Origin of the sequence: Stenotrophobium rhamnosiphilum (assembly GCF_003052265.1) — a bacterium.
GTDB classification, from domain to species: domain Bacteria; phylum Pseudomonadota; class Gammaproteobacteria; order Nevskiales; family Nevskiaceae; genus Stenotrophobium; species Stenotrophobium rhamnosiphilum.
This window is the reverse complement of record NZ_QANS01000001.1, coordinates 433,987-457,082: the sequence shown is the minus strand read 5'-3', so window position 1 is coordinate 457,082 and position 23,096 is coordinate 433,987. Positions and strand designations below refer to the sequence as shown.

Genomic DNA, 23,096 nt, shown 5'->3' with positions numbered 1-23,096 from the left:
GCCGTGTTTCGACCCACATCATCTTGAGCCGGGGGGAAGTTATTCAAAAAATGCTCTCCTCAACAATGATCGTATCCCCTGGCAGAATTTGGGTATCAAGCGAGACCTTCCGCTTCTGGTTCTGGGTTTGTCCCTCACGCACGATATAAATGTTTCGCAACGAAGCCCTATCGGTAAAACCACCCGCAATGGTCGCTACCTTTTCTACAGTTAATCCGACAATGTAGGGATAGCCACCAGGTCGCACTACTTGTCCTGTGACATAAACAGGACGATAGGCCACCACACGGACACGTACGTCTGGATTAACCAGATAGCCAGCTCGCAAACCTAAGCTGATGTCCTGCTGCAAGCGCGAAACACTCTTGCCCCTAGCGACAACGCTGCCTAGAAAAGGATATTTAATGGCGCCATCGGCCTGAACTTGCGCCTCAATCGTTAAATCAGATTCATCACGAACCTCAACACGTACAACGTCGCCAACTCCCAAACGATATTCAGCCGTTGTAGCGACAGTACTCTGCCCGGGCAACGGAGCGGCAATTGCGACAGAACAACCAAGCAGGCCCAAGAGGGCCATAAAGCTAGTTTTCAACATGTGATTTCGTGATGACTTCCAAGGTATTTCAATTTTAACGGTTGTAGCGGACGCCCAGATAAACCGAGGTATCTCCGTAGTCACGGCCCACTTCGTTAGAGTCACGACGCGAATATGAAGCACCAGCAATCGTCATCAGGCGCTTCTTCAGGAAGTAGTTCGCTTCAACAGCAAACGTATCAAGGTTGTCGACGCGGTTAGAGCCAATGAACTGAGAATTGACGCGCGAATAGATAACGCGCGAACGCAAGTAATAGCTAAATTGGTGAGTCCAATCGATCAAGCCAAAGCGATTCTGCAACAACTGCACATTCGCCAAGTAGCTTTGCTGACTCTGAACACCAGTCTGGAAAGTGAACGTTGAATAGATCAACGGAGCCCAAGTAATGGTCGCATTCCAGTCCAATGCATTCAGCGAATCTTTTGCTGGATTATCGAAGTTGCGACGCAGCTTACCGATACGCAGGTCGCCTGAAGTTGTGCCTGTTGCAATCCAGTGCATACCTACACGGTAATGCGTCGTCTGGTAATCGCGGCTTGGAAAGTTAGCCGCTTCTACGTCATAGCTCACATTGTTGTACATAACTTCTGCAAGCAGTGCCGTCTTGGAGCTAACGTTGAAGAAAGCCGTTTCGCGAATTCTCCATGAATCAAAATCGAGCAACTGCGTTTGATCACGATTAGTTTGATATTCGCGTCCCATCCAGCCAAGGTCGGTTTCAAGATTGATCAACGCGCCCGGTGCGCCAAAGCGATAACGTGCAGTCGCTGCAGTCTGAATCCATTTATCCAAACCCTGATCAACAGGCACGCCATTTTCCGTGCGGATCGAGCCAAAGGGGTCATGGCTAAACCGCGTGATGTAATCAAAATGAAAGTTATGGCGGGTCAGTGCGGCCCAATCCAACTTGCCACTAATCGATCCATCGACGTAACTATCAGGGCCTTCATCAACGCCCGTATATTTGGTTGCTTCGAGTCCGGCACCAACTTCATATTTCAGCTTTTTAGATTCGCGCAGAAGCAAAACGCTTGGCGTCAGCACAAATCCAAAACTGGACTTAGGGTTGTCCTCAGTGAGATAGAAATTGCTGTTGTAAATCACCTGCCCTCCAACTGCAGCCGTACCACGTAGCCCAGGAGCTAAGTGAACACCAACTGCGTCATTAGGTGCTTGGGCGCTGGAGCTCGGAGTGCTCTCCACAGCATCCTGCGCCTGAGCCAGACCAGCGAAGAAAAAAATCGTGCTTGCCAGCAACACTTTTTGCATTTCCATCCCCTTAAAACCTTTTATAACTAGCAACTAATATGCCTGAGGCGAAGTTAAACCTCGCACAAATGTAAGTACGAGTATGACAAGATCAAAGCCAATAGACCAATGCTCGATATAGTAAAGGTCATATTCAACTCTTCGCTGCATTTTTTCTGGGGTGTCCGTCTCGCCTCGATAACCGTTTACTTGGGCCCAACCGGTGATCCCCGGCTTCACCCGATGCCGGTGCATGTAATTCCGGATGATGTTGACGTAAAGCTCATTATGTTCCGTGGCATGCGGCCGAGGCCCCACTAAAGACATGCTCCCGGTCAGCACGTTGATCAACTGAGGCAGCTCATCCAAACTGCTTCGTCGAAGCCAACGCCCCACCCGCGTAACCCGAGCATCTTCTTTTTTAGCTTGCGTGACAACACCCGGCACTTCATCATGTAAGTGCATGGTTCTAAACTTAAATATGGTGATTTCTTCACCGTTCCAACCATGCCGCTTTTGACGGAAAAGCACTGGACCCGCACTGTCCATGCGAATCAGTAGGGCAATAAGCAATAAAACCGGAATCGCAAAGATGGCTATAGCCGTCCCTAACACCCGGTCCTCCATTGCCTTCAAAACTCGATCGACTGCTGTCGTCGGGGAGCTGGAAAGCTCAACCGTTAGCAGACCCGCAGCCGTACTTACCGGCATTTCGCACAGGGTGGAAATCAGGCCATCGGGTACAACTCGCAGTTCGTAAGGCAGCTCAGACAAGGCCTCAATACTGGTGCGTAATTCATCCAGATTAGCCTCGTCGATGGCAACCCAGACCTGATCAATGGCCAAGCGCTGACGGACGCATATTTGGCGAGCTTCAACCGCACGCCCCAGATAGGGCAGCCCGCCAAACTCTGCAAGCTGCGAGGGGCTCTCGGCCAGATAGCCCACAACGCGATAGCCATCTGCATTGTCCGTGACTAACTGGGCCACCACTCTCGATGCCAAAGTGCCATTGCCCACTAGCAAGATGGTTTTCGCGTCATAACCCCAAATGCGCAAGCGACGCAAAGTGGAACGCGCCAGCAAACGCATGGCGGTTAATAAGATGAATAAGTAAACCAGCCAGATGCCCGACCAGAGTCTGGAAACATGGATCGTCGTCTTGCTGATGGCGGCCAACACCACCAGCAAACCGACCACCAGAATCAGCGCTGACCAAAGCCGTAGCAATTCAAGCGTCGGCGGAATATCACGCTGACTGCGATATGCGCCGTACTGCGCCAAGGCCAAGGGCAAAATGAATGCGATCAATAACATCGCAACCTGATGCAGCGGTATCGTCAAATAAGTCGACAGCGGTTCGCCACGAAAAGCAGCCAAGGTAAATGCCGCCATGCAGGCAGCAAACACCGCCACGACGGCGTCGATGAACGGACGCGCCATTGCGACGGTTGCAAGCAAATCTGGCAAAAACTTACGACTCATTCAGCCGCCCCCAACAGCTTTTGATAACAAGCTTCAATTTGCTCGATACGACCATGAGCGCGCGCATCGTAATCCATCCAAAACCGCTTATACGCAGTTTGCCCCATGACGTGGGCATATTGTGGATCTTTATGAAGTTGCGCCACTTTTTCCGCCAGATCGGCGGCATCGCCGGCACGGAAATGTAGGCCCGTCACCCCGTCTTCAACCAGCGTTGCTGGCGCACCGTGATCGGAAACAATAACGGGCACGCCTGCGGCAGCCGCCTCCGCAATAATCATGGGGGAGTTCTCGTACCACAGCGACGGCAGCACCAAAGCCTGCGCCTTCTGCAAGCGCTTAGTCAGTTCTGCCTTTGGTAGCCAGCCGCTGAAGTTTGCATCCGGCCATTGCTGTCGCAATTCGGGCAATAGCGGGCCATCACCCCATACTTCAGCTGGAATCTGCGCAATGCGGCAAGCCTCAAGATAGAGGTCCACACCCTTCTCTGCTGCGATACGTCCGGCATATACCACCGCCGATCTTTGCTCCATCGATTGCAACGCAGACTGCTGAAGTGTCGGCAGATTATCGACAACCTCAATCGACGAACCCTTGGCATGACTCGCGATCTTTTCAGCCGAAAACTTTGATACGGCAATCATTAAATCAAACTTGCGCGGAATACCGGCCCCATATCGCCAAATGAATTGACGCACGACACGCCACACTTTGTGCGCATACCTACGCGAATCGCAGTTGCGTGACACACAACTCATCGACATCGGTTGACGCGTGCAAACGCGACGCGTCGGATAGTCATACAAACCGCCATTAGGGCAGACCGAGAAATAATCGTGCAGCGTGCAAACCAATCTAAAGCCCTTGCGATGCACCATCGAAACAACGCTGCCCGATAAAGCCTTGGACCAACCATGCAAGTGAACGATTGTAGATTCCTTCGGAAGTTGGGTTAGCAGCGCACCCAATGCATTTGCCGCAGAGGCATTCCATAAACCATTCACGGCTGCCTTCAGCCGGTTAGGCTCATCCAGAATTGTTCGTTGCCCCAATGAAATCCACTCAATACCTGTCTGATTGACAGGGGGCGTTCCACAAGCGGAAAAGAAAATTACACGGTGTCCCTTGCGAGCCAATGCTTGAGCATCCTCTAGTGCCACTAGAGCCGCGCCGCCATCAACCTCGCAACTATCATTTGCAACAATGATATTCAGTTTTACCGTCATTTCCTTTATTACAAACCAACAGGTTTGGCTGAGAGTGGAACCGCTTGTTGTGCGTCTTGCTTCATTTTTCCTAAATGAATCACGCCGAGACACAGCAACAAGCCGAACGGAATCGTCGGATTAAGTGCATTGATGTTCGGCTGTGCCCATCCCGAAACGATAACGCCAAAGGCGCACACCAACAAAACATTCCTATGCAATCGCCCGGAATTACTCGCCCGCAAGAAGCGCGACTGCCATGCCAAATAAGGAGGAAACAGCATCGCTAGGACATATCCGGTAAATCCAACGATACCGGACGCATGCAATACCTGTAGATACATATTGTGAGCGGTATAGAGCCACTGATAACCCGCGCCAAAGAATGGCGAGTTCGCAAACCCCGTCAACGCAATTTCCCTGTCGTGTGCACGAATGGCATCTGAAACTGCCGAGCCACTTTCCAGGCGCCTAAACACCGAAGTCGAGCCATCAAGACCAATGATGTATTTCTGCACGACGAAATAAGACACCACAATAAAACCAATGGCCATCAGATTAAAGCGCGCGCGGTGTGGCAGCTCGTGGTACATCAAAATGAATATTGCCAAGGCCATCGCCATCAAGGCGTAAATGGCTGTACGCGAACCCGCATAACCAATCGTGCGCCACATCAGAAACGCAGCAACGAGAACAAACAAACGCAGCAAAATTTCTTTTCTCTCCATGAAAAGCAAAACCAATATCGGAAAGGCAATTGCAGTATTCAGGGCCAAGGCATTGGGGTGCCCGGTCAAGCCTTTCGAGCGATGGAAGGTTATCCAGTGCGCATCCACATGACCCGGAATCCATCCCATGCAATAAAGAACAGTGAACAAAGCACCGTAAATTGCACCCGCTAACCAAAAATAAGTTAGGACGCGCGCCTCACCCATCGTCTTTATGCGCAAAGCCAGAAACACCTGCGGAAAAATAATCAAGGCCGCGAAGATCACCCTGAAGTTTGGAAATTGCCCAAACTCAATACGAAAATGGTTATTGATGAAAGTATGAATAAACTCGATGTACTCAGCCGCCTTCATCGGTTCAGGCATGAACTTGTTAACGAGAAAACTCAAGGTTATTAAAATCGCGATACCCAAGTAGATCGCGTAGAAATAGATTCTTTCCCGGTTGAAGCCGCGCTCACATAAAGCAATCACGCCCGCAAGCGCAAAGAAGAAGTCGCCATATGACATCGACTCCAGCAAGCGCACGCCGCTCAAGGGATTCATGAACAAGGCTGCAGCGAGCACCCACGACGACACGCTCGTAGGCCATCTCAGTGCAGTTTCCTGCTGCAGACTGTTGTTGCGATTTAAAAAGTCCATACGATCTTAGGGTTTCGAATCCACATCAGGCAGCATTTCGGGGAAGCTGGCTTTCAGCTGTAACAGCCGAGACTACACTTCTAATTTTTTTTCCAAAACTCTCTGTCGAAAAGCCTTCGGCCACATCCCTGATCAGGGTCGGCGACCATTCGCGTTTTTCGAACTCACCAATGGCAGCGTTCAAAGATTCTGCCGTCTGCTCGTCAAAGAAGATTCCAGAGACATTTTCGACAACTGTCTCAGTAGCCCCTCCAGATCGATACGCGACGAGCGGCGTGCCGCAGGCCATCGCCTCAATCGGAACAATCCCAAAATCCTCTTCCTGAGGAAACATGACGGCACGCGATTTCTGCATCAAATCCAATTTTTCTGCATCTGGAAGCGCAAAGTGCCACTGAATATTACTGTTAGATAAGCTCACTAGCTTGTCTGACAACTCATTCTGAATTGACGACACGATGGTCAGGCGACGACCAGAATGATTGAAAGCCTCTACGAGCAAATCAAATCGCTTGTAAGGAACGATTCGGCCTACAGCAAGGTATCCGCCTCTAGATCCAGTCCCAACCTGGAATCGATCCAGTGGTATTCCAGGATGAACAATGACCGACTCTCTAGCGTAATACTGAAGAATTCGTTCTGCCGTTGTGGCCGAATTCGCGACAAAAGCAGTGACACGTTTAGCCGCCTCTAAATCAAGCGCACGCATTTTCGGGAGCAGAAAGCGCAAGCCAAGACTGACAACATAATCCATCCAGCCAAATCCTGGACGCGCCATATAGTCTTCAGCATGAGACCAATAATATCGAGTTGGCGTATGGCAGTAACAAATATGAGCGGCCCCAGGCCGAATCACGACATGCTTGGCTTCTGCACTGGCGGATGAGATGACGAGGTCATATGCCGACAGATTGAACCCCCGAAATGCATAGGGTCGAAAAACCGCTGACCATTTATGTCGATTCGCAAGAAACGGCAGCTTCGCCAGCCATGATTGCGTCACACGATGCCCACGCAACATGGGGTGATCGCCCTTCACCACCGAGGTAAATACGTCTGCATCTGGAAATAGACGCAACAAATGTTCGAACACCAGTTCAGCGCCACCGCGATCAGTAATCCAATCTGCAACGAGTGCCACTTTCATTTTTTTGTTAATTTCCATGTACTTTTATTGGCCGCCGCCGTAACCCTGCGGGTTCTTGCTCTGCCAATTCCAAGCATCACGACAAATTTCTTCAATGCCACGTTCAGTGCGCCAGTTTAATTTCTCAGCGGCAAGCGCTGAAGACGAATAATAAGATGGCAAATCTCCGGGACGACGCTCAACCACGCGTGCCGGAATCGGCTGACCGCTGACGCGGCGAAATGTCGTCAGCACATCCATCACCGAGCAACCTGCGCCAGAACCAAGGTTCACCACCAAGGGTGCAGCCTCCGTACCTTCCAAAATATGCTGCAAGGCCACGACATGGCCGATCGCCAGATCAACCACATGAATGTAATCCCGCACGCCGGTGCCATCAGGCGTCTCGTAATCGTCACCCAAAATCTTTAATTCCGTCCGCAGACCAGATGCCACTTGACTGATGTACGGCACCAAATTGTGCGGCTCGCCATTTGGATCTTCGCCAATCAATCCACTGGCATGTGCACCCGCCGGATTGAAATAACGCAGCAGACCTACACGCCAGCGCGTATCTGCAGCAGCCAGATCCAATAGCACCTGCTCACACATGCGCTTGCTGTGACCATACGGATTCACAGGCCTCAGCGCCGCGTTTTCAGTAAGTGGTATTTCAGATGGCGCACCATAAACCGTCGCCGACGAGCTGAAAATCAGATTGCGGCACCCTGCAGCCTGCATCACCGAAAGCAGATTCAAAGTGCCCTGAACATTGATCTCGTAATACTTGACTGGCTCGCGGCAAGACTCGCCAACTGATTTAACCCCAGCAAAATGAATCACTGCATCCGGACGAAAATCCCGGAAGACAGCCGCCACATCAGCCTCTGAGCGGATATCGCAAACCTTATACGGAATTTTCTTGCCCGTGATCTTTGCTACCGCATCAAGGCTGCGTGGTGTGGAGTTAGAAAAATCATCGAGCACGAAAAGCTCATAGCCACGCTCGCTCAACTCCACCAGCGTATGTGAGCCGATATATCCCGCACCACCCGTGACCAGCACTCGTTTCATCACATCCATTCTCAAATCATTTAAGCGCGCGCCAAGCGCAGCTTGGCCAATGAAACAGCGCGTGCCAGCGTCAGCAAGCCGTAGCTCGCGACATAAATCAATAGCAACTCAGGCCACTCTCTGAGCATGCAAAGCATCAGCAAAAACACCGGAGTATCCAGCCATTCTTTCACTGCAAAACGCAGGCGATTCGCATTGCCGCTCAAACTCATCGGCGGTGCCGCTGCGACCTTGATCGAGGTCACGGTATGGAGGTAAACCGACAAACCGGCGAGTAGCAATGCGGCACAAAAATATCCGAGCGGGTTTGGCACCACGACAGTCAGCGCAAGACAGATAGCACCCTGCCGGATGTGGTCGCAACTCACATCCAGCCAAGCACCAAACGGACTCTGCCGACGCGTTGCGCGTGCCAGTTGGCCGTCTGCGCAATCAAAAGCAAATCCCAACTGTAATAGTGCAGCAGCCAAAAGCGCGCCGCTCAATCCACCACACCAAGCATAGGCACTCGTGCCTGCCAGCATCACAATCAAACCAATCAACGTCACAGCGTTAGGGCTCAAACGCAATGCATGCGCGGCGGCTGCCACGACACCGCCAAAGGGCTGACTGATATACCGCGTCAGTAAAGCCTGATCCGGCGTATCGAATCGGCGCGTTAGTAGCTCACGGGATTTTTGAATCGGTAACGTCATATCGAGCGTATCTTTTCAATGGTGACGGTCGTCGAGATCGCCGGCGTACGCGTTAGATAACGCACTTCACAGATATCCGAGAACTCGTCAAATCGACCTGCCCAGTCATCACCCATCACCAGCACATCAGCCCGATGCTCCAGCAGATATTGACGCTTGAGTTCCAATGATTCTTCCGCAAACACCTGATCAACACAGCGTAAGCCAGAAACGATTTCCATGCGCTCGGCCAAGTTATAAACCGGATCACGCTGCTTCTTGCTGCGATTGAGTTCGTCCGTTGAAATGCCCACGATCAGATAATCGCCCTGCAAGCGCGCGCGCTCCAACAGGCGCAGATGCCCAACGTGGAAAACATCAAACGTTCCAAAAGTAACGACACGCTTACTCATCCGCCTTTTCTCTGTTTGGCCCACTCAGCAATATGCTGTAAACCTTTACGCCCCGTTAGCGATGCCGCCAACAAACCCCAGCCCCGCTTGCGTGTTGGTTGCAGCACGATCACGCGCGCCAGCGCGCGCCAGCCTTGCATCCAATCGCCGTACAACAATTCGAATCGTGCGCGGGTATAGATGTGATGTGCTGCCACCGTTGCATCACGCGAAAATAATTCAGCGTGCTTTTGCTGCAAGATGCGCAGACTGGTCGGACGATTCTGATGCTGCCCGACCAAGCTGTCATGCGAAACCGTTGAATGCACCAGCACTTCGGGTAAATGATGAATCGGCCCGAGCAATGCAATCCGCAACAAGAGATCCCAGTCTTCCCAGATCTTCATGCGCTCATCAAACTGCCCCGCCTCAATCACCACACGTTTGGGCACGAGCCAAGTCTGGGTGCACCAAATTCCGTCCATCAACAGCGATGGCCAAGGCTTGGGTCCAGAGTTGCTTCCAACGTCGCCAAACGGAACCTCAATCGAGATTTTCCCGTCCATGCGCAGCAAACTGCAGTAACTGGCAACACAATCCACACCGCTCAGAGCCGCAAACTGTCGGTCCAGTTTTTGCGGCAGCCAAAGATCATCGCTATCCAAAAACGCCAGCCACTCACCACGCGCCTCGGCGATACCTCGATTGCGCGCGGCCGACACTCCAAGATTCCGCGGTTGCTGGACATAGCGCAGCCTGGGGTCAGGAAAGGTCTGGATTAAAGCGGCAGTCCCATCACTGGAGCCATCGTCCACAACGATCAACTCCAAGTCGGAGTAAGTCTGGCCCAGAACACTAGCGATTGCACGCCCAAGGATGTGCGCGCGATTGAACGTAGGAATAATGACACTGACCTTTGGCATGGTGCTCATCAGCGTCCACGCGCCCTTTTCCGCCGATCAGATAATCCTATCAGTGCAGAAGCCGTATCCGGTGGCAGAATCAGCATCGGTAGCAATAGATAAACTCGAAGTACCCGAGGATAAGCGACCAAAGCGCGAAACCAGAGGCGTAGCGCCAAACTGCGCTGGCCAGTCAGCAATGCACTAACCGCCGCTTCATAACAAAGAATGCCAATAGCCAACGGATAGGCCTGCAAACGCTTCTTGTGCAGTTCGAGAATCTTCAGATTGGACACGACGCGTAGCGGCTTTTGAGCCGACAAGCTACTGCCACTCTGCTCGTATACAACAGTGACGAAATCCTTAACTGTCGCCAAGCGTCCGTGGTCGAGCAGACGCAACACCATTTCATAATCTTCGGAAATTGGAACTTCAGGGTTGAATCCTCCAATTCTCTTCAGCGCCGATTTTCGAATCATCGCGGTCTGAAGATAGGCAGTACGTTCCTCAATAAAACGTTTGGTATCCACCCAAGAATCGTTCGTCGACACAGGCCACGCAAAGACCTTCGTCTTAACATCGGCGATGTAGCGAATCAGCGGCCCGCCCACCAGATGGCATTCCTCACCCAACTCGGCCATCAGCGCCATCTGCTGCTCAAGCTTGCCCGGCAGCCATTCATCATCGTCATCCTGAAACGCGATGAATTCGCCTAGCGCAGCCTCGATCCCCGTGTTGCGCGCAGCCGCAGCGCCACCACCAACTTCGCGGCGGATATAACGAATGCGGGGATCCGTCAGAGCAAACCCTGCGACAATTTCAGCGGCAGCCGCCGTCTTTGAAGCGTCGTCGACAACGATGAGCTCGATGTCGGCATAACCCTGCTGCAACACGCTGTGTATCGCACGCGGCAGGGTATGCGGGCGGTTATGCGTGGGGATGATGACACTGACTTTGGGAGGCGTGTTCACGATCGTGTCGCCGCCTAAGTCTGCTTCGATAATAAAAGCTTCGCCGCTCGCTGCTTCAGCGCTTTCGCAGCAACCAACCAATCGAACACGCGGTACTGCAAGCTCGGTGGCAGCGGACGAATCAATCGATAAATGAATTCACGCCCTTCAAGCTCATAGTTCGGCCATGGCGTCTTCGCACGATATTGCGCGTAGAGATGACGCAGCGGATGTCGGCTGAGGTAATGCCATGGTTTTGAAATACTGATGAAGTGAACGATCGCGGGGTCAGCCAATGCTTCGCGAATTTTTTCTGCAGGCACCGGAATATGGCGCGGCGCCAATTCGTAAAAAGTGGTTTGCAGATTCCAGCGTGGATGCAGCATCAGACATTGTTTGTAGAACAAGGCATTGATCGCATCCTGATCAGGGCAATTGATCTTGGGATGCGCCGTCACATAGTCACGGAACTTGCCGATGACCTTCTCGTCACGCATGCGCTTGAGGTTCATCAACAACATGCCGCTATTCACATAGTCTCCCAACGTAGGAAGACCCAACTCGATCAGCGGCCAAGGCTCCATCGAGGGATACAGCGGATTACACACCGCGCCCCACAGATAATTGGAGATGTCCATTTGCCACAGGGGCGCAAGATCGTTGACGACGATGATGTCGCAATCGAGATACAGCGCCTTGTCTAAACCCGGCGCCAGCTCCGGGAATAACAAACGGTACCAATAAGAATAAGGTCGTGATTCGCCGATCTTCTCGCGAACCAGCTCATCACTGATGCCGTAGGTTTGCAGCGGCGTTCCCGATGCGCTCAGCATCTGCCGCAAAGACTCAAGCATGTCAGCCGAGAGTCCGTCGTAATGCAGGAAGTGCACTCGCACCGGCATGCCTGCCTTCTCAACCACTGACAACAGCATAGTTGCCGCGTGCGGCAGGAAACGTTCATCCGCCGCGCAAACGAGTTCTAGTGTTGTGGCGCTCATGCCAGCAACTTCCGAAGACGGTTTTTAATGCGGAAAGCTAATGGCCACCAAGCCGTCGGCAAAGGACGGATAACGGCATTCGCTAGCGTAAAACCATCTGGATTTTTCTTTGGCCACGGCGTCTTCTTGCGAGACTTCCAATACAAATCCCGATGCGGATGCGTACACATGTAATGCCAAGGCTTGGTGAGGTGGTAGCCCTCGAAATGAAGCAGGCCCGGCTCACGCAAAGCCTCTTGCATCACCTGTTTACCAAAGGTGTGCTCACCGTGATTGCAGAAGAACAGAGTGTTCTGACAATTCCATCGCGGATGCAGATGCACGCGTCGACTCGCCAGAACAATGTTGAGCGCGTCCTGATCCGGCCATGACAATTTCCGTCCAGGATTGCGCGCAAATTCAAGGATGCTCGCGGTGCTGTCATCAGCACGCATCTGCTTCAAATTGAACAGCAGTACGCCGCTGTTGAAGTAATCGTTCTCGCTGGCCAATCCCAGTTCCACAGGATGTTTGCGAACGTGGGGCTCCATCACGTTATCTACCGCCGCGAGCCACTGACCTTCCAGCGGCGTTTCCCAAAGCGGGCGCAAGCTGGACATGGCGATGATGTCGGCATCCATGTACAGAATCCGATCCAACTCCGGCAACAATCGTGGCAGCAACACGCGATACCACATGATTTGCGGAATCGATGGGATGCGCGGCAGATCACTCACCGCCTCATCCGGAATCACGAGTGGATTCAGCGTTGCGCCCTGTGCCCTGATCCAATCGAATAGCTGATCGCGCGCCGCGCGATCCATATTCGGCGAGTGCATGAAATGCACGGTTATTTTTTCGGGTGCATCACAGGCAAAAACCGACGCCAGCGTCGCCGCGCAGTGCGGAAGATATTTACCGTCTGCAGCGCAAGCGATATGCAATTGATCGGCATTGTTCGCCGGCATCATGCGATCACTCCACCGCGCCCTCAGTCCACAAGCTGCGTAGATGACGGTCGCGGAAAGTCGGCTGACTCATGTCCAAACACCAAGTATCGAGAATCTCTTCAAAGACCTCATACCCGCTTTTGCGTAAGTATTCTTGTGCCGCTGCACGATCAACTGGATTCAGGTGATGGTGTTCGTAGATCACAAGCTTCGGACGGTAGCGAGGGAAATCGATCGTCTTCAGAATCTCGAAATCATGACCTTCCGTATCGATGTGGATCAGGTCGATCTGCTTCACATTGTTCTTGATGCAAAGCGCATCGAAGGTCGTCACGTTGACATTCGACTCCGTGAGTCTTTCGCGAAGATCCGGAATCAAATCTTCATGTTTGAGGACGACCTCGCGCGAGAATGATCCCAGCGCGTCGTACCAGCGTGGCGGCTTTTCTAGGTTCTGTTCTTCTTCGGCATTGCGCAGATGGTAGAACGGCATGACGCCCGCCTGCTTGCTGATCGCAATATTTTCCAGCGTTAATCTGGGATTGTTGCCGTGTCGCAGTTTCAGCTTCTCAAAAACATAAGGAACCGGCTCAACCAGAATGCCCTTCCAGTTCTTGGTGCGAATCGCATCCTTCAAAGGATCGAGCTGATCACCGTCGTTAGAACCGATCTGGATAAAAAATGCATTGGGATAAAGCCGTGCAAATTCCGGCACAACGCGCGGACTGCGAAAGCGGGCTTCCTTCAAGCGCCGTTCAACACTCGCGAGCGCGCGCCCAGGAAAACTTTTGACAGGCAGTAATGGCTTGAAGCTTCCGACGACGGCAAGCGAGCTGGCGATGAGGCTGCGCCGAATAGTGGCTGATAGTGTCACGAGGTCTTTTCCGCTGATGGCTTCCGTGCGATGACGGCAAAAACGAGGGCATTAAGGGCCTTGGATTGATCGTTATCCAGACGATCCGCCAAGGTCACGAAGCACTGCATGATCATGATATAGGCCCGCTGCATGAATCGGGGCAGTTTAAGGACCGTCGCATCCTGTAAGAACTGCACGCCAGTTGCGCCCAGCCCCATCAACCCTTCGAAGTGAATCACTTCGAATCCGGCCTGTTCAACGGCATGGCGCAGACCGTCTGACGTCCAGCGCCAATAATCGACCGGATCGCGATGCAGAACCATCATGCCGTGGGTACTCAACAGCAGTTGGCCGCCCGGCTTGAGCACTCGCAGTGACTCGCTCAAGTAGACGGCAGGATCGCCGACGTGTTCCAGCACCTGCGTGGAAAGCACGGCATCTACCGTGTTGTCTTCCACACCCAAACGTCCGCTGGCGTCGATCACCACTTCCGCTAGTGCATTGCCTTGCAGATCTGCACCGATGTATTTGACGTCATCGCTGAAGAAATTCCGGTAAGGCTGATCGGCGCAGCCAAAATCCAGCACACGGCTTGAGTGCACGAGTTGCAGACGCTCAATCAGTCGCCCAATCGCCTGCGGCAATACGGTCGCGATATGACGCATGTAATGGGTACGCGAAGGACGGCGAATCCACGCACGATCAACGATCAGATAGCGCGGCGCGGCCTTGGACTCAGAAGTGGAACTACTCAATCGACTTTTTCCTCAATATTCTCGGAATCTCTGCCAGCGTACGGCGTCCAGACGGCATCATCAATGTCACCAGCAGCCAAACGATGCTGGTCAATGTACCGATGATCAGGAGGTTCAGAATCGCGGACGGCTGCTCCAGCCACGGACGTAGAAACATAACGGTCGCGCCGCAGGCCGCCGCGATGACGGGAGGCAACGACGTAACCAGCACCTCCGAGACCTTGAATGAGGTACCTTTGAAGGCATAGGCCAAGCAGGGCCAGAGCAGCGTAACCACGCCAACGGTATAGCCCCAAGCCACGCCCATGATGCCGTAGCGCAGGCCAACGGCAAGGCAAATGAGCATCCAACCCCAGCCCAATATGCCCCAGTGCATCATGCGACGAGTGTCGTTTCTAGACAGGTAAATCCAGCCGGTTGTCGCGCAGATAGCTTGTGCCACGGTGCCCAGGGCGAGAATTTGAAGAACCGGTACCGACGCCACCCATTGCTTGCCAAACAGCAACCTGATGACGTCAGGGGCACAGGTCAGGACGAGCATGGCTGCGGGAGCCAGAATAAAAACGATCAAACGCACCGCCGTTAAATATTGAAGGCGGAAGTTTTCCGTGTCGTGGCCCAGGCGCGACAACAACGGCGAAATGATGCGTGCGGCCGGCTGTTGCACATAGCCGGTGATCATCTGCAGCAGATTAAATGCGCGGTTGTAATAACCGACCGGCGCAGCGCCGACGTATCGGCCCAGCATCACGCTGTGAATATTGTGAGCGACGAAGTCCAGCAAGCCGAACAAGATGAGGTTCTTGCCGAAATGGATCAGCTGCGCCGCACTGGGATCGTAGCTGGGCGCCTGTGGCCGCCAGCGACAGTAGTGCCAGTGCAGCAGCGTATTGATCAATCCCGAGATCAGAATTGGCCACACTAGCGACCAAACGCCAAAGCCATTCAGAGCCAAAATAATCGATAGCAGTCCACTGACGGCTGCAGTCACTAACTGCAAATGTGCGAGCGTTACAAACTCCAGACGACGCTGCAGCAGCGCGCCATGCTGGGCGCAGAGACTATTGATAAAAAACCCCATGGCCAAGGCCATGCACATCAACTCGAGATCAGGGTCGTGATAGAGCGCCGCAACCCATGGAGCAGCTGCTACGCCGATGAGCGTGATCAAAAATCCCGCTGCGCTGTTGATCCAAAACAGGGTATTCACTTGGCGGTGAGTCAGCGTACGTGCATGCACCGTGGCAGCCGTCAGGCCGAGATCACGGAAAATGCCGATGATGCCGACAGCGCCCAGAATCATCGCAACCTTGCCGAAATCAGCAGGCGTCAACACTCGCGCCGTGACCGCCAATGCAGCGAACTGCAATAACTGAGTTACCGCTCGCGACAGGATGGTCGCTGTCCAACTCCGGACTTCACCGGCCTTGGCCTGGGCGGCGTCGGGCGACGGATCAAAGCTGTAAGTTGAAGCGTCCTGCCCCATCGTGCGAATCATCGAAACAGTCGACCGGCCACGATACCCACAATGCTGTGTTTCATGGCCGATGACTTAAAAATAGAATGATCGCGAGTGCTATTTATTAGGGCTTGATCGCAAGTCGCGCGGTGTAATCCACACGATGGAGAAAGACCGGCGTCGCCGAACCGTCAGCGAAATATTCGTCAGTGGCGCGGCGGGCTCCTTCCCAATGACCGTAGTCATCGATGATCAGAACGCCATTGCGCGTCAGCAGCGGATAAAGATGGACGAGCTCATGACGCGTGGATTCGTACCAATCGGTATCCAATCGCAGCAGCGCCAATTCGCTAGGCATTGTGCCCGGGATGGTTTGCTCGACCGGCCCACGTACAAAATGAAAACGCTCAGCCGGATAGCCGCTTTGCAGCAGCACATCACGCACTAGCGACTCATTGAAAATTTCGGCATTGAACAGACCGTCATAAATCTTGCCACCGGCCTTTTGTGCAGCCTCCCAGTCCACGCTGGCTGGTGCGTGGAAAGGTGAAGTGTCGTGATCGGTCGGAGCCGTCATGCCTTCAAACGTATCGTAGAGGTAGATATCGCGATCACGTACGCCGAGGTCCATCAATTTGAGGGCCATCGCCAACACGGAGCCGCCGCGCCAAACGCCGCACTCGGCAAACGCGCCGGGCAGATCACGCTTGACGATGTATTCGACGGAGTCGAGCAGCGAAGCCATGCGCTCCGGGCTCGTCATCGTGTATGGACGACAACGTGCAGCAATTGCCTCATCGGCGGGAGACAGTTGCACAGTCGTCCCAGCAACCACTGGCTTAGGAAATAGCTTTTGACGTAGGGGCCGGAGCAGAGACTTCAACATGTAATCCAAGGTCTGATGTTGTAAATTGCAGGGATCATACATTCCTTGCCGTGAAAAACGCTAAGATGCGGCGAGAAGCCCGGGGATGATCGAACTCTGATCAGGGCAGGATAAAAAGACAGGCTTTTAAGCCGCATGAACTGCCACCAGAGAAGACAGCAATTTGTAGTCTGATGCCTACAAATTGCGACTAGGGCCCCAATTTTTGAAGTCACCACTTGTTAAGGACTAACGCGTGCCGAAACCAGTCACTCCTGTCGAAAAGATCAAAGACCAAATCCAGCGTGGACTTGCCAAGTTTGGTTACCAGCTCCGCAAATTAGAAGCTCCCGTCTTTTATGACGAAGCTAAGCCGTTGCCAGCCGATGCCACCTCGACGCTGAAGGGGGACAACCCTGAATTGCTCTCGCTGCGCCAACGCTATGCCGCCACCGGTCTGCCGGTTGTGACCCCAAGCACTTGGTGGAATCAGGAGCGTCTCAGCACTTACCTGCACTTCGCCTATTACCGCGGCGACAACGCCTACGTCTACGCCTATCGCGAACAAGGCGATCTGGTCAGCCGCGCCCGCTTTTTCCTGTATGCCCGTTACATCCAGGAACGTGATCCAAGAGGCCTGCTCAATTCCTTGAAGGAAGACGGCGCCTTTGGCTGCTGGACCTACGACTACGATGGCCTGCCGACGGTCAGCCGCGATCTGCTCGATTCGATCAATGAAATCTACTTCCTTGATCGTCACTTCAAGATCTTCGACAAGCCCAAGCTGCGCATCCTCGATATCGGCGCCGGCTACGGACGCATGGCAGATCGCATGCTCAATGCCCTGCCTAATATCAGCGAGTATTACTGCACCGATGCGATTCCAGACTCCACCTTCATCTGCAGCTACAACCTCAAGTATCGCGGGCTGACGGATCGCGCCAAGATTCTGCCGCTGGATGAATTCCAGTCGACCTTGCAGCCCGGCCAGATTGATCTGGCCATGAACATCCACAGCTTCTCGGAATGCACACTGGAAGCCATCACTTGGTGGCTGCAACAGCTAGTCCGCCTCAAAGTGCCCTACTTCATGCTGATCCCTAACGAGCCAGATGAATTGCTGAGCCGCGAGGCCGACGACAGCCGCAAGTCGTGGCGTCCATTGCTGGAACAGCTTGGATTTGAGCAGGTTGCTACCGAACTGATTTATTTGGACAAGGGCATGGCTGAATTCATGCTCACCAATGACCGCATGATGCTCTTCAAAATTAAGTCCGCTGCATGATTCACGTCGCCTGCGCCTCGGATGATGCCTACGCGCCTCATGCCGCCGCACTGATTCACTCCCTGGCTAAAACCCAGGGAGATCGTGGTGTGCAAATTTATTATCTGCACGACCACACGCTGACCGCACCGGTTCAGGCGACGCTGAAATCTTATTGCGACAAACTTGGCGTCGGGCTGCGCTTTCTCGAGGTCAAGGGGGGCGAAACCACGGGCGATCTACCCGCTTGCTCCTTGATTCCAGAATTGGCGTGGTATCGCACGCTGCTTCCGGATCTGCTGCCTGAGCTTGATCGCGTTTTGTATCTCGACACCGACATTGTCGTGCGCGAGTCCCTCGCCGAATTTTTCGATGCGGATATTGGCGACACCTACGGCGCCTGCATCAACGACTACCTGGCCGCTATCGCACATCCGGAAGTGGCGAAGAATATTGATATCGCCTACGAAAAGTATTTCAACTCTGGCGTCATGTTGCTGAATCTGAAAACGCTGCGTCGCGATGGTGGTGGGCAGCGCATTCTCGACATCGCTAGGAAGAATGTCGGGCACCTGCACTTTCCAGATCAAGATGCGCTCAATCTCGCGATTGGTTTCAACATTCACTTGGTCAGTCCGCGCTGGAATTTTCCGGCACTCAGCACGGAATATTTCTCCAAATATCGCGGGAATCCCGCGCTTACGATGGCGTCTTGCAAGCAAGTGCTCAGCAGCGATTTCCGTCCGGTCATCATTCACTATTCAGCACATCCAAAACCTTGGGCCACGTTCAATCCCCTGCCCTATTTTGCGGACTACCACCATCACCGCGCGCAGACACCTTGGCCGCGCAGTGCCGCTGACAGCGCAAAGCTGCGCCGCCGCGCACTGATACCGCTGCCGCTGGTGAAATTGATCAAGCGAATCAAGCAAGGATTGAAAGGGAAATGACCGCGCCGCTGGTCAGTGTAATTTTGCCCACGCACAACCGGGCAAAAACACTGCGTCGCGCAATCGACAGCGTATTGGTGCAAACCCATCGCGAGTTGGAACTGATCGTCATCGACGATGGCTCGACTGACGAAACACAAGCGCTGCTCGCAAGCTATGACGATCCACACCTGAAAGTGCTGACGCCCGGCAGACTCGGCAGCGCAGCCAAAGCTCGCAACTATGGATTGACGGTTGCCGGCGGAGAGTTCATCGCGTTTCAGGACAGCGATGATATTTGGCTTGTTGAGAAGCTTGCACGACAAGTGGCATTTGCTGCAGAACATCCTCAAGCAGCAATGACGGCATGTGGCTATATCGTGGTTCGCGCCAATGGCGCTCCGCCGCGCTATCACGGCAAGGAATTGCTAGCAGACGATCACGATTTTCGCGTCCTCTTCGGGGGCCGTGGCAGTCAGATATCAACGCCTGCATGGCTGGTTCGTCACGATCATCTTCGACGCATCGGCGGATTCGATGAAAGCTTTGAAATGTGGGAAGACTGGGAGTTGTCGCTCCGGCTTGAAGCCAATAGCAGTCCCTGTCAGATGTTGAATGAACCCTTGCTGCTGGCCTTCGACACGCCCGGCAGCGTCAAGCACAACACCGCCCTGCGCTCATCGACATTGGAAGCCGTGATGAAAAAGCATCCGCAGTGGCTATCGCAATCGCGCCGCGTGCGCGCCAATCATGCGCGGCTGTGCATGCTGTATGAGGTCGAAGTGGGTCGCTCCGATCGCGCCAGACACTATCTGTGGGAAGCATTGCGTCACGATTCGACCTATTGGAAAAACTGGGCCAGCATCGCGCTCAGACTTCCGCGATTACTGGCATCCTCAGCACCATGAGCCGTGACGCCATCCATATTGCCTGTGCTGCAGATCGGAACTACGTTCCGCACATCGCAACGCTATTGCAGTCGCTAGCAATCAATCATGGCGGCGAAGGCGTGACGGTGCATTTCCTTCACGATGCAACTGTCGATGCCGAACAACTCGCGAAGTTGCGAGCACAAGTTGAAACGCTTGGCATGCAACTCGTCTGCCATCTACCGACCGAAGCGCAGCTAGCCGGATTACCAATCACCGAGCGTTATCCGCAGGTCGTGTGGTTCCGCGTTCTACTGCCGGAACTGCTGCCTGATGTTGAGCGCATTCTCTACGTCGATGCGGACACGCTGGTTCTGCAAAGCCTGCTGCCGCTATGGCAGCTTGATTTAACTGGCATGCCACTAGCCGCTGTGCAGGATGTCATTAGCCCAGCGCATGCCCATGTTCCAGCCGATATTGGACTGAGCAGCGCTGAGGATTATTTCAATTCCGGCGTGCTGCTGATGAATCTGAAAGAGATGCGCGCCAGCGATTTTTACGGCCGCATGAAAGCCTTGGATCGCAAACGCTTTGCTGCCGGATTCCCCGATCAGATCGCGCTCAACACCGTTGCCGAAGGCAAGTGGTTACGTCTGCATCCGAAGTGGAATTGCATGACGCCATTCATTGAAGGCACTGAACGCTTCTCGGATTTGCAGAGCCACAATGTGCAGCAGCGACTGGCTGGCGCATCGCCCTGCATCCTGCATTTCGAAGGTTATTGGCAGCGTGCCAAGCCTTGGCAATATCGCTGCGATCATCCCTACCAGTGGCTATATTTGCACTATCGCAATCTCACGCCTTGGCCCCTGCAACAACTGGAAGGGCGCAATCTGAAAAACATCATCGTCAAACAAATCCCGCGTAGCTTTCTGGATTTCGTAGCGCGCTGGCGTTAACAGTTACTGCTGCGGTCGCGCCGCGTACCGCTGCGCCAGAACCGCACAAACCATCAGCTGAATTTGATGGAACAACATTAGCGGCAGCACCATCATCCCAATCGTCTGGGAAGTGAAAAGCACTTTGGCAATTGGCACGCCGCTGGCCAAGCTTTTCTTAGAGCCGCAAAAGACAATCGTAATTTCGTCTTCCTTGTTGAACCCGAGGCGTCGGCTCAGCACCGTCGTCAAGACTAAAATCAGGGCCAAAAGACCCGAGCTAATCAGCAGCAAATAAATCAAAGCCGACAATGGCACCTGTTGCCAGATGCCCTCCACCACGGCCTGACTAAACGCGGTATAGACCACCAACAGAATCGAGCCCTGATCCACCGGCCGCACCAGTTGTGGGTGACTGCTCACCCAGCCACCAATCCATCGCCGCGCAATCTGTCCCAATACAAAGGGCAGTAAAAGTTGCAGCACGATCTTGCCAAAGGAATCAAAAGAAATTGCTGCGCCGGTATGCGGCATCACCATCAAGCCGACCAACATCGGCGTCAGGAAGATGCCCGCCATATTGGAAGCCGAAGCACTGCACACCGCTGCCGGCACATTGCCTCGCGCCATTGAAGTGAAGGCGATGGACGACTGCACGGTCGAAGGCAAGGTGCAAAGAAACAACACGCCCAGATAAAGGTCCGGCGTGATCACCGTCAGCAACGCCGGTTTCAACACCAAACCCAACACGGGAAATAGCGCGAAGGTGCATAGCAACACCACCAGATGCAGGCGCCAATGCGTAAGGCCCGCAATCACCGCGTCACGCGATAACTTGGCGCCGTGCAAAAAAAACAACAGCGCGACACCGACATTCGTCACATGATCAAAAACCTGCGCCGTTTCACCGCGGCAGGGCAAAACGCTGGCCAGCGCAATCACAATAAGCAGCGCTAGCGTGAAATTGTCAGGTAGAAAGCGAGGACGCGTCATATTCAAGGTCAATCTGTCTGCGAATTACAAAGCGAATTCTGAAAGCGAAAAAATTCTACGGGCCCGTAACGGCAACAGGCTTCACCGGCCTTCTCTGCAAAGTCCGACCTAGATTGATAAATCTCTTCTCAACTAGCGTGTATACCAAATGCGCCACCAACAAGGTACTAGCAACGGCAATAACCGCGACCAGCAAGACAGGAAAGTCGAACGGCGTGAGCCAATAAGCGACCATCCTAATCACGAGCGGATGGAATAGATAAACCGAGTAGCTGATCGCGCCGGTCCAAACCCAGAATCGTCCAGTGATACGAAACTTCTGAGTAAAGAAAATGAAAGTTGCGATTGAGAAAGCATAAGTACAGGCATACCGCGTCCAGGTTTCCCCATAGCCCATATCGGTGCGATAGGCCATGTAGAACGTCAGTGGCATGGCAAAACAATATAAAGCCAGCACCCAAGTCGCATATTTTTTTGCTACGGCGCAATGATCAACCAAGGCATCACGCCAGATAGAACCAAAAAACATCAACGACAATGCCAACGGCAAGGCAACCGGAAACCTCATGTTGAATACATCTCTAGCAACCCCCATCAACATGGCCAGAACCATCATGCCGATGACCATCGTCAATCTGAACTTTATTTTTCCCAGCAGTCCGACTGCGAATGCACTTGCACAAATAATGTAAAAAACTAATTCAATAAATAATGTCCAGTAAACAGGACTGAGATCGGCAATGCCGAGCGCTGTCTGGAACATGGTGATATTGGCAAGTATGAGTCGTGTTGGTGGCATTACAGCACCAGCAATGCTCATCGCCAACAGCGCACATCCCATCGACAACCAATACGCGGGATACAGTCTTAAAAATCTTGAAATCGCAAAATTTCTAAGCGCGCCTTCGCCTTCTTTAAGGCTATACGGGATCACAAAACCGCTGATGATGAAAAACCAGATGACGCCCATCTTTCCTGCGTCAAGAACGTAGCGCCAGAAAAAATGATCGGAGTCGCCACCAAGCAGAGGCACAAAGTCATGTTGAAAAACAACCAATAAAGCTGCAATTCCACGAAGGCTGTCGATATAAAAGAATCTTTCAGATTCTTTTACTATTTTTTCGTTTTGCTTCATCGAATGTGGCTGGTCATCATCAATTCTAGTAGTGGGTAATGCTAGCTTAAAAACGTTACTATCAGGCCTGAATTAGGCCCA

Annotated in this window: 23 protein-coding genes; 4 read left to right on the top strand and 19 right to left on the bottom strand. The window is 53.1% G+C overall.

From position 1 onward, the window contains the following. Window positions 1-43 precede the first annotated feature (43 nt). The 17 genes from CJD38_RS02120 to CJD38_RS02040 all read right to left on the bottom strand — a co-directional run bounded on the left by CJD38_RS02120 (window position 44) and on the right by CJD38_RS02040 (window position 16,908). Window positions 44-598 (bottom strand): polysaccharide biosynthesis/export family protein, encoded by a 555-nt coding sequence (locus tag CJD38_RS02120; RefSeq protein ID WP_206362851.1) that lies wholly within the window; start codon window positions 596-598, stop codon window positions 44-46. A gap of 34 nt (window positions 599-632) precedes the next feature. Continuing rightward, complete coding sequence (locus CJD38_RS02115) at window positions 633-1,874, bottom strand: outer membrane beta-barrel protein (RefSeq protein WP_107938638.1); 1,242 nt, start codon at window positions 1,872-1,874, stop codon at window positions 633-635. A 27-nt stretch (window positions 1,875-1,901) separates the two neighbouring features. Beyond that, entirely contained in the window at window positions 1,902-3,332 is a 1,431-nt protein-coding gene (locus CJD38_RS02110; protein ID WP_107938637.1) for an undecaprenyl-phosphate glucose phosphotransferase, read from the bottom strand. Further along, window positions 3,329-4,651: a glycosyltransferase family 4 protein gene (locus CJD38_RS02105; protein ID WP_146165898.1), complete on the bottom strand. Its 1,323-nt coding sequence runs from the start codon at window positions 4,649-4,651 to the stop codon at window positions 3,329-3,331. Before CJD38_RS02105 ends, CJD38_RS02110 begins: the two co-directional genes overlap by 4 nt. After that, window positions 4,567-5,811 (bottom strand): O-antigen ligase family protein, encoded by a 1,245-nt coding sequence (locus tag CJD38_RS02100; protein WP_161554135.1) that lies wholly within the window; start codon window positions 5,809-5,811, stop codon window positions 4,567-4,569. The genes CJD38_RS02105 and CJD38_RS02100 overlap by 85 nt, the downstream gene beginning before the upstream one ends. A gap of 121 nt (window positions 5,812-5,932) precedes the next feature. After that, a complete protein-coding gene (locus CJD38_RS02095) occupies window positions 5,933-7,072 on the bottom strand; it encodes a glycosyltransferase (protein WP_107938634.1) in 1,140 nt (379 codons plus the stop codon). Window positions 7,073-7,078: 6 nt separating this feature from the next. After that, entirely contained in the window at window positions 7,079-8,116 is a 1,038-nt protein-coding gene (gene galE, locus CJD38_RS02090) for a UDP-glucose 4-epimerase GalE (RefSeq protein ID WP_240625584.1), read from the bottom strand. Window positions 8,117-8,127: 11 nt separating this feature from the next. Further along, window positions 8,128-8,802: a CDP-alcohol phosphatidyltransferase family protein gene (locus CJD38_RS02085; RefSeq protein ID WP_107938633.1), complete on the bottom strand. Its 675-nt coding sequence runs from the start codon at window positions 8,800-8,802 to the stop codon at window positions 8,128-8,130. Next, complete coding sequence (locus CJD38_RS02080) at window positions 8,799-9,194, bottom strand: FAD synthase family protein (RefSeq protein ID WP_107938632.1); 396 nt, start codon at window positions 9,192-9,194, stop codon at window positions 8,799-8,801. The genes CJD38_RS02085 and CJD38_RS02080 overlap by 4 nt, the downstream gene beginning before the upstream one ends. Further along, the gene (locus CJD38_RS02075) at window positions 9,191-10,105 is read right to left on the bottom strand and encodes a glycosyltransferase family 2 protein (RefSeq protein WP_107938631.1); all 915 of its coding nucleotides are present in this window, start codon (window positions 10,103-10,105) and stop codon (window positions 9,191-9,193) included. The genes CJD38_RS02080 and CJD38_RS02075 overlap by 4 nt, the downstream gene beginning before the upstream one ends. Next, window positions 10,105-11,046: a glycosyltransferase family 2 protein gene (locus CJD38_RS02070; RefSeq protein ID WP_107938997.1), complete on the bottom strand. Its 942-nt coding sequence runs from the start codon at window positions 11,044-11,046 to the stop codon at window positions 10,105-10,107. The genes CJD38_RS02075 and CJD38_RS02070 overlap by 1 nt, the downstream gene beginning before the upstream one ends. Before the next feature lie 14 nt (window positions 11,047-11,060). Then, window positions 11,061-12,023, bottom strand: coding sequence for a glycosyltransferase family 8 protein (locus CJD38_RS02065; RefSeq protein ID WP_107938630.1), 963 nt, complete (start codon window positions 12,021-12,023; stop codon window positions 11,061-11,063). Continuing rightward, window positions 12,020-12,973, bottom strand: coding sequence for a glycosyltransferase family 8 protein (locus CJD38_RS02060; RefSeq protein ID WP_107938629.1), 954 nt, complete (start codon window positions 12,971-12,973; stop codon window positions 12,020-12,022). The genes CJD38_RS02065 and CJD38_RS02060 overlap by 4 nt, the downstream gene beginning before the upstream one ends. A gap of 4 nt (window positions 12,974-12,977) precedes the next feature. Further along, entirely contained in the window at window positions 12,978-13,826 is an 849-nt protein-coding gene (locus tag CJD38_RS02055) for an FkbM family methyltransferase (protein WP_161554134.1), read from the bottom strand. Next, window positions 13,823-14,563: a class I SAM-dependent methyltransferase gene (locus CJD38_RS02050; protein WP_107938627.1), complete on the bottom strand. Its 741-nt coding sequence runs from the start codon at window positions 14,561-14,563 to the stop codon at window positions 13,823-13,825. The genes CJD38_RS02055 and CJD38_RS02050 overlap by 4 nt, the downstream gene beginning before the upstream one ends. Continuing rightward, window positions 14,556-16,061: a lipopolysaccharide biosynthesis protein gene (locus CJD38_RS02045; RefSeq protein WP_107938626.1), complete on the bottom strand. Its 1,506-nt coding sequence runs from the start codon at window positions 16,059-16,061 to the stop codon at window positions 14,556-14,558. Before CJD38_RS02045 ends, CJD38_RS02050 begins: the two co-directional genes overlap by 8 nt. Window positions 16,062-16,146: 85 nt before the next feature. Beyond that, complete coding sequence (locus CJD38_RS02040) at window positions 16,147-16,908, bottom strand: TylF/MycF/NovP-related O-methyltransferase (RefSeq protein WP_206362850.1); 762 nt, start codon at window positions 16,906-16,908, stop codon at window positions 16,147-16,149. Window positions 16,909-17,143: 235 nt separating this feature from the next. Here CJD38_RS02040 and CJD38_RS02035 point away from each other — a divergent pair, with 235 nt between their 5' ends. The 4 genes from CJD38_RS02035 to CJD38_RS02020 are packed head-to-tail and all read left to right on the top strand — an operon-like array spanning window position 17,144 to window position 20,908. Continuing rightward, complete coding sequence (locus CJD38_RS02035; RefSeq protein ID WP_107938624.1) at window positions 17,144-18,172, top strand: putative sugar O-methyltransferase; 1,029 nt, start codon at window positions 17,144-17,146, stop codon at window positions 18,170-18,172. Beyond that, on the top strand, window positions 18,169-19,101 hold the full coding sequence (locus CJD38_RS02030) for a glycosyltransferase family 8 protein (protein ID WP_107938623.1): 933 nt from the start codon (window positions 18,169-18,171) through the stop codon (window positions 19,099-19,101). The genes CJD38_RS02035 and CJD38_RS02030 overlap by 4 nt, the downstream gene beginning before the upstream one ends. After that, window positions 19,098-19,988: a glycosyltransferase family 2 protein gene (locus CJD38_RS02025; RefSeq protein WP_107938622.1), complete on the top strand. Its 891-nt coding sequence runs from the start codon at window positions 19,098-19,100 to the stop codon at window positions 19,986-19,988. Before CJD38_RS02030 ends, CJD38_RS02025 begins: the two co-directional genes overlap by 4 nt. Then, window positions 19,925-20,908: a glycosyltransferase family 8 protein gene (locus CJD38_RS02020; RefSeq protein ID WP_161554132.1), complete on the top strand. Its 984-nt coding sequence runs from the start codon at window positions 19,925-19,927 to the stop codon at window positions 20,906-20,908. The genes CJD38_RS02025 and CJD38_RS02020 overlap by 64 nt, the downstream gene beginning before the upstream one ends. Window positions 20,909-20,911: 3 nt before the next feature. Here the strand turns inward: CJD38_RS02020 and CJD38_RS02015 are convergent, their stop codons facing one another. Both CJD38_RS02015 and CJD38_RS02010 read right to left on the bottom strand, forming a co-directional pair. Beyond that, window positions 20,912-21,880 (bottom strand): bile acid:sodium symporter family protein, encoded by a 969-nt coding sequence (locus tag CJD38_RS02015; RefSeq protein ID WP_107938620.1) that lies wholly within the window; start codon window positions 21,878-21,880, stop codon window positions 20,912-20,914. 55 nt (window positions 21,881-21,935) lie between these two features. Continuing rightward, window positions 21,936-23,015, bottom strand: coding sequence for an acyltransferase family protein (locus CJD38_RS02010; RefSeq protein ID WP_107938619.1), 1,080 nt, complete (start codon window positions 23,013-23,015; stop codon window positions 21,936-21,938). Between the last annotated feature and the right edge of the window lie 81 nt (window positions 23,016-23,096).